General features: G+C 66.7%; 8 protein-coding genes. 4 read left to right on the top strand and 4 right to left on the bottom strand.

What is annotated here, in order from left to right:
• The coding region (locus Q0X16_RS03870; protein ID WP_297830821.1) for a M4 family metallopeptidase at window positions 1–1,852 on the bottom strand (1,852 nt) is incomplete at its 3' end.
• Window positions 1,853–2,453: 601 nt separating this feature from the next.
• Entirely contained in the window at window positions 2,454–3,008 is a 555-nt protein-coding gene (gene sufT, locus Q0X16_RS03865; RefSeq protein ID WP_297830818.1) for a putative Fe-S cluster assembly protein SufT, read from the bottom strand.
• 103 nt (window positions 3,009–3,111) lie between these two features.
• On the opposite strand from sufT, the gene Q0X16_RS03860 reads away from it, so the two are divergent.
• Window positions 3,112–3,543, top strand: a complete 432-nt coding sequence (locus Q0X16_RS03860; protein ID WP_297830816.1) for a hypothetical protein — start codon at window positions 3,112–3,114, stop codon at window positions 3,541–3,543.
• On the opposite strand, the gene Q0X16_RS03855 is transcribed toward Q0X16_RS03860, so the two are convergent.
• Together Q0X16_RS03855 and Q0X16_RS03850 are read right to left on the bottom strand one after the other, a co-directional pair.
• Window positions 3,521–4,933 carry an NAD(P)(+) transhydrogenase (Re/Si-specific) subunit beta gene (locus Q0X16_RS03855; RefSeq protein ID WP_297830814.1) on the bottom strand — a complete coding sequence of 471 codons (1,413 nt, stop codon included), beginning with the start codon at window positions 4,931–4,933 and terminating at the stop codon, window positions 3,521–3,523. The genes Q0X16_RS03860 and Q0X16_RS03855 overlap by 23 nt on opposite strands.
• Window positions 4,930–5,226, bottom strand: a complete 297-nt coding sequence (locus tag Q0X16_RS03850) for an NAD(P) transhydrogenase subunit alpha (protein ID WP_297830812.1) — start codon at window positions 5,224–5,226, stop codon at window positions 4,930–4,932. The genes Q0X16_RS03855 and Q0X16_RS03850 overlap by 4 nt, the downstream gene beginning before the upstream one ends.
• A 144-nt stretch (window positions 5,227–5,370) precedes the next feature.
• Here Q0X16_RS03850 and Q0X16_RS03845 point away from each other — a divergent pair, with 144 nt between their 5' ends.
• From Q0X16_RS03845 to Q0X16_RS03835, 3 genes are read left to right on the top strand one after another with little or no spacing between them, the layout of a single operon-like run.
• The gene (locus Q0X16_RS03845) at window positions 5,371–5,958 is read left to right on the top strand and encodes an RNA polymerase sigma factor (protein ID WP_297830810.1); all 588 of its coding nucleotides are present in this window, start codon (window positions 5,371–5,373) and stop codon (window positions 5,956–5,958) included.
• Window positions 5,955–6,341 (top strand): hypothetical protein, encoded by a 387-nt coding sequence (locus Q0X16_RS03840; protein ID WP_297830807.1) that lies wholly within the window; start codon window positions 5,955–5,957, stop codon window positions 6,339–6,341. The genes Q0X16_RS03845 and Q0X16_RS03840 overlap by 4 nt, the downstream gene beginning before the upstream one ends.
• A gap of 4 nt (window positions 6,342–6,345) precedes the next feature.
• Window positions 6,346–6,816, top strand: a complete 471-nt coding sequence (locus Q0X16_RS03835) for a DUF3106 domain-containing protein (RefSeq protein WP_297830805.1) — start codon at window positions 6,346–6,348, stop codon at window positions 6,814–6,816.
• Window positions 6,817–6,963 lie beyond the last annotated feature (147 nt).

Here is a 6,963-nt window from a genome sequence, read left to right as displayed (position 1 = left end):
GGACGTAGTAGGTGCCGGCCGACGGGCTGGCGAACGTGCAGCTTTCGGAGTTGCCGGACTTGTACGGACGGCAGTCGTAGCTGCTGTCGGTCGGTGCACTGCCGAACTTGACGTACATGTCGGCATCGCCGGTACCGCCGGACATGGTGAAGCTGAGGTTGCTGGCGCCCGAAGGCACGGCCATCGTGTAATTCACGGTGGCCCCGGTGGCTCCCATCAGCCCCGTGGCCGCGACGCCCTTGGTCAGCGTGCCGCCAGGGCTGGTGCCGCCGCCACCGCCGCCACCGCCGGAGCAGGACACGCCCACGGCGTTGAAGGCCGCCGTGACGTCAGCCACCGACTTGCCCATGTCGGAAGCCGCCGTCTGGACGCCGCAGGCACCGGCGTTGAAGGTGCTGCTCGCGGTCCAGTAGTCGCGGTTGGCGCGCGCGAACGCCTGGAAGGCGGTCTGGACGTTCCAGCCGGAGGTCTTGGCCAGAGTGCAGAAGGCCTTGTTGTAGACGCCCGAGGTGTAGTGGACGTCCATGCTGCTGGTGTAATCGGCGGCGTTGTCGATCGAACCGCCGTCCTGGGTCGGGTTGCACATGTAGCGCAGGGCACCGCTGCCCTTGAAAATTTCCGCACCCACCAGCCAGTCGTTGCTGCCGCGGTCGTAATACTCGGCCGCCTCGCCCGCCATGTCGGAGAAGGCCTCGTTCATGCCGCCGGACATGCCGGAATAGGTCAGGTTCGAGTTCTGCTCGGTGAAGCCGTGCGAGATTTCGTGCGAGGAAACGTCGAGGCTGACCAGCGGGTAGAAGGTGCTGGCGCCGTCGCCGAAGTACATCGCGGTGCCGTCCCAGAACGCGTTCTCGTAGCTGGACTTGTAGTGGACTTTCATCACCAGCTTGATGGTCAGCGGGTTCTGGCCCATGTACGCGTTGTACATGTTGAAGATCACGCTGCCGAAGTGGTGGGCGTCGTTCATCGGCGAGTAGGCGCCGTTGATGGCCTTGACGGTGTTGCGCGGGCAGGTGAACGAATGCGCCGCGCTGCCGCTGGTACCGCCGTTGAGGTTGACGGTGCGGACGTTCGCGTTGTCCAGCGTGCAGGTGGTGCCGCTCTGGGTGACATCGAGGTAGCTGTGGCTGGTGGTGTTGCTGCCGTACTCGTACTGGCCGGTCTTGGCGTTTCCGCCCGGGCCGGTGCCGATCTGGGCGGTCTGCAGGTTGTCCCACTGCTTCAGGACCGCGCCGCTGTGGGCGTCGATCATGACGATCGGGCGATGCGGACGCCCGGCGGCCTGGGAATCGGCGAAGAACGTCACCTTGTAGGCCAGGTGACCGACGCCGGCATCGTCGATGAACACCACGACTTCGCTGGACTCGTTGCGGGTCATCATTCCGGCGATGCTGTTGCCGAGGCCGGCGCGCTTGCCGGCAACCAGCGCCTGCGCGGCGTTGATCGACGGACGGGTGTTGGTGATGTCCTGATCGAGTCCGGAAACCAGGTTGCCGAACATGCTGCGAACGTTGCCCTGACGGTCTTCGCTGACGACCAGGTTTTCACCGAAAATCGGGATCCCGCGCCAGGTCTGGTCGTAGCGGTAGTTGCGCACGCCGTTGTCGAGCTGGCGGCTGGCGCGCATCATCAGGTTGGTGGAAGTGCTGGCGCCCATGAACGCGGCGTGACGCCGGTTGGCCATATTGACCGCGTTCTGGCCATGGCTGGCGACGAAGGACTGGTACTGCTGGCGCGCCTGATTCATGTCGCGCTGGTGCAGATCGGCACGGGTGGCCGCCTGGGCACCGGCCGCGACCAGCGACAGGGCAATCGCGGCGGACAGGACTTTGATGGTGCGGGAACGATTCACTGGTGAAATCCCCCTGATGAGGTTGGTTGGGTTGCCGCGAACTGCGGCCTGGAATGGACAACGGCTTGAAAAGCCCCTTGCGCATCCGGCGCATGCCACCTCCTCCCTGGCGGCTGCCACGTTCGTGGCTCAAGGCACCGCAACGGAACCTGAACCGTTCCGAAGCGACCTGCGACCTTTGTGCGATCAGCGATTTCTTGTCAACAGCATGTGGTTATGCAGATATAACAATATGGAATATCACATCCACACACCAGCATTTCCGCGGGATTGAAGGCAGCGACGCGGATTTTGCAGCGCAACAATTCGCACCGTTTTCGATCGTTGCGAATGAACGATATTGCAATGCAGCATGTCGATGCGCCGACAATTCACGTCACTTTGTGACGTATTAACGCCAAAATAACGCTTGCCCTGTGGACTGCATCACGCTGCAGATGTGCGCGATCACGCAATTCCCTTCCGAACAGGAACGCATGCCCAATGGCCTTCCCAGGCCCGCGCATCACGGATTGCGGGTTGCGCCGGTTTCGACAGTCGCCGACCAAGCGCCTTCCGGGAACATATCTGCCGCCTGCGGCGAACGCGGCAGACCGGACTTTCAGAACATCCCGGTTTCGAGCTTGGCCAGGTCGGACATCATCGTCTGGTTCCACGGCGGATCGAACACCAGCTCGATGTCGGTATCGACGATGGTCGGGATTTGCATCAGCTTGGCGCGCACGTCGTCGATCAGGATTTCGCCCATGCCGCAGCCAGGCGCGGTCAGGGTGATGCGGATCTTGGCCACCCGCCCGCCGTCACTCTCGCGGTGCTGCAGCTCGGCCAGGTAGACCAGACCCAGTTCCACCACGTTGACCGGGATTTCCGGGTCATAGCAGGTCCGGAGCTGCTCCCACATCAGCTCTTCCACCGCGGCATCGTCGGCGCCTTCCGCCAGTTCCAGCGGCTCCGACGCCTCCTTGCCGATCGCATCGCCATCCTCGCCGGCAATGCGCATGAGGTTGCCTTCGACGAATACGGTCCAGCTGCCGCCCAGCGCCTGGGTGATATAGCCGACGGTGCCGGCCGGCAGGGTCACTTGGTCGCCCTGCGGCACGAGGACGGCGGCACAATCGCGCTCGAAGCGGACGGGTTCGCTGTTGCGGGAATACATGCTGGAAACGGGCCGATGGTCTTGAAGTCGTACCATTCTAGTACGAATCGCCTGCGCTGACGCCCGCGATGGCATTATCGCAAGACCTGCTGCGCCCGACCCCATGACGCCCACAGCTCCGACGACCGTCCGCTGGTTCGCCCTGCCCCTGCTTTTGCTGGGCGCTTCGGGGTTTGCGGCATTCTGGGTGCTGCTGGCGCTTGCGCTCGGCCGCCAGTGCGCCTGGCTGGCCCCGCTGGCCGCGCTGGACCTCGCCCTGCTGCAGGGGCTGGCGCGCTGGCCGCGCGGCGCGGTTCGCGCGCTGACGGCCGTGCTTGGCACCGCCCTGACGGTGGCGCTGGCCAACTACATGATCGCCGCCGGGCAGATCGGGATGGGGTTCGGCCTGCGCCCCGGCGAATCGGCGCTGCTGATGGGCGCCAACTACGCCTGGCTGCTGGTGACGCTGGCCAACACCCGCGTCGACCTGCTGTGGTACGTCGCGGGGCTGGGGCTGGCCTGCTGGAGCGGGCTCAGGCGTCGTCGAGGGCCTTGAGCTCGCTGACCAGCGCGTTCGCCATCTCGGCGCCGTCGCCGTACAGCATGCGGGTGTTGTCGGCATAGAACAGCGCGTTCTCGATGCCGGCAAACCCGGTGCCCTTGCCGCGCTTGATGACGATGGTGTTCTTCGAATTGACCACATCGAGAATCGGCATGCCGTAGATCGGCGATGCCGGGTCGGTCTTGGCCACCGGGTTGACCACGTCGTTGGCGCCGATCACCAGCGACACGTCGGTAAGGGCGAACTCGGGATTGATGTCGTCCATGTCGGCGATCAGGTCGTAGGGCACGCCGGCTTCGGCCAGCAGCACGTTCATGTGCCCCGGCATGCGTCCGGCCACCGGGTGGATGGCGAACTTCACCTTCACCCCGCGCGCGATCAGGCGCTGGCACAGCTCCCAGATCTTGTGCTGCGCCTGCGCCACCGCCATGCCGTAGCCGGGCACGATCACCACGCGCTCGGCGAACGCCATCATCGAGGCCACGTCGGCGGCGTCGATCGGCTTCATCGAACCGCCGATCTCCTGAGCGCTGCCACCGCCGCCGCCGAAGTTCGAGAACAGCACGTTCTTGATCGAACGGTTCATCGCCTTGGCCATCAGCCGCGTGAGCAGCATGCCGGCCGCGCCCACCATCATGCCGGCGATGATCAGCGCCTCGTTGCCCAGCACGTAGCCTTCGAAGGCCACCGCCAGGCCGGTGAAAGCGTTGTAGAGGGAGATGACCACCGGCATGTCGGCGCCGCCGATCGGCAGCGTCATCAGGATGCCCAGCAGCAGCGCCAGCACGAAGAATCCGATGACGGCATAGCCGGTCTGCTGTGCGTCGAACCCGTTGGCGGCCAGCCCCCAGACCGCGGCGCCTCCGGCGGTCACTGCAATCAGGAACACCAGCGCATTGAAATACTGCTGGCCGGGGAAGGTGTAGCGCTTGTCCATGCGCCCGTCGAGCTTGGCCCAGGCGATGACCGAGCCGGTCAGCGACACGGCGCCGATCAGCGCGCCGACCACCGCCAGCACCAGATGCACGGTCCCCGGACGCGGCTCCATCGGGATCGCCTTCCACAGCTCGACCGCGCCGATCGCCGCCGCCGAGCCGCCGCCCATGCCGTTGAACAAGGCCACCATCTGCGGCATGTCGGTGATCGGCACCCTGCGGCCCCAGACCCAGTTCACGCCCACGCCCAGCGCGATGGCCAGCGCCAGCAGGGGCAGGTTCTTCATGCCGGGCAGGAAGAAAGTGGCGATCACCGCCACCAGCACGCCGACGCCGGCCCACTGGATGCCGCTGCGCGCGGTCTTCGGGCTGGCCATGCGCTGCAGACCGAGCAGCAGCAGGGTGGCGGCGACGAAGTAGCTCAGTTTGATGAGGGCAAGCAGGCTCACTTCCCGCCCTCCTTCTTGCTGGACTTGAACATCTCCAGCATGCGCTCGGTGACCACGTAGCCGCCGGCCGCGTTGCCGGCACCGAGCAGGACGGCGAGGAAGCCAAGCCCCTGTTCCAGCGGCGTCGTGGCCTCTCCGAGCACCACCATCGCGCCGATCAGCACGATCCCGTGGATGAAGTTGGAGCCGGACATCAGCGGGGTGTGCAGGATCACCGGCACCCGCGCGATGATCACGTTGCCGGCGATTGCCGCCAGCATGAAGATGTACAGGGCCACGAATCCGTCGTCCACCGCGCCGCTCCCGTTTGCGTTCCCCGCATCATAGACAAGCCCGGTGCCTGCGCGCCATGTCAACCAAGCGCCGCCCGGCGCGTTGACACGGCAAAAGCCCCCCGAACCGATGGTCATCCGGACGCGTGACAGGATTCTTGCCCCATGCTGCTCCTCGACATCGCTAAGCTTGCCCCGGTGGAAACCGAGAGCAGGCCGCAGGATCCAGGACAGGCGCCGCCGGCGCCGGCCTTCGACGCGTTCCTGCGTGGGGTCGGCGCGCGCGCGTTCCGGTTCGCCGAAATCGGGCTGCGCCAGCGCGAGGACGCCCTGGACGCCGTGCAGGACGCGATGGTCAAGATGCTGACCTACCGCGACCGGCCCGCTTCCGAGTGGAATCCGCTGTTCTGGAGCATCCTGCGCAACCGCATGACCGACATGCAGCGGCGCAGCCTGTTCCGGCTGCGCTGGCTGCTGCCGGGCAGCAGCGACCGCGACGGCGAGCCGGTGGACTGGGCCGACGACGCGCCCGATCCGCAGCGCAACCTCGAAAGCCGCGAGGCCTGGACGCGCATCCGCGCGGCGCTGCGCGGCCTGCCGGAGCGCCAGCGCGAGGCTTTCACACTGCGCGTGCTGGAGGAACTGGACGTGACGGAAACGGCGCAGGCGATGGGCTGCAGCGAGGGATCGGTGAAAACCCACCTGTCGCGCGCGCGCGCGGCGCTGCAAAAACAGTTGGAGGATGTGCGATGAACGACAACGATCCCAAGAGAATCGACGCACTCAGGCTCGATGCCGTCGTCCGCGCGCGCCATGCCGATGCGCTGGCCCGGATCTCGCCTCGGGTGCAGGCCCAGCTTGCCCAGCGCAGCAACCTCGCCCTGCGCGGCGCGGTGCGTCAGCCATCGCACGGCCTGCGCAACGCCGCCCTTGCCTTCGCAGCATTGGCCGCGCTGGCGCTGGGCTTGCGCTTCCAGTTCGCTCCGGAGGCGGGGCCGGTCGCACCGGTCGCCACCCGCACCGATCCCGCCAGCGCGCCGCCAGACACCGCCGCCGTCGGCACCGCGCTGGATCAGGACCCCGAGTTCTATGTCTGGCTGGGCGCATCGGGCTCCGATCGCCTGGCCGTGGAGTAAAACCATGCGCCGCACACTTCTTGCCCTGAGCCTGCTCGTCGCCTGTTCCCTGTCGCCCGCATTCGCGCAAAGCGCCGGCACGCAGCCGCCGCTGCCGGACTGGGACCACCTCACCCCCGCGCAGCGCGACCTGCTGATCGCACCCACCCGCGAGCGCTGGAACCGCGAGCCGGAGCGCCGCCAGCAGTTCATGGACTTCGCCACCCGCTGGCAATCCCTGCCGCCCGACCAGCGCAACAACGCCCGCCGTGGCATGCAGCGCTGGGAGGCGATGACGCCGCAGCAGCAGGATCAGGCGCGCGCGCTCTTCCACGCCACCCGCAACATGAGCCGCGACGCCCGTCGCGACTTCATGGAGAACTGGCGCAACATGACCCCGCAGCAGCGCACAGACTGGGTCAAGGCGCATCCGGCACCGCCGGGGGGTCCCGCGCCCCCGCTGCGCGGTGGACCGCCCCACGACCGGGGCCGTTGACGCGGGGGAACGTGGCCTGACGGCGGCTGCGCGAGACGCTATTCCGCCGACCGCTCCGGCCACACGGTCCTGGCCAGCAGTTCGTCGTTCCAGTCGAAGTGCAGGGCTCCGTCCTTCAGCAGCAGGCTGACGAAATTGAAGACGTTG

The sequence above is a fragment of the Thermomonas sp. genome (genome assembly GCF_025993755.1).
Taxonomy (GTDB): Bacteria; Pseudomonadota; Gammaproteobacteria; order Xanthomonadales; family Xanthomonadaceae; genus Thermomonas.
Note: the sequence above shows the minus strand (reverse complement) of the source record. Positions and strands in the feature narration are given on the sequence as shown.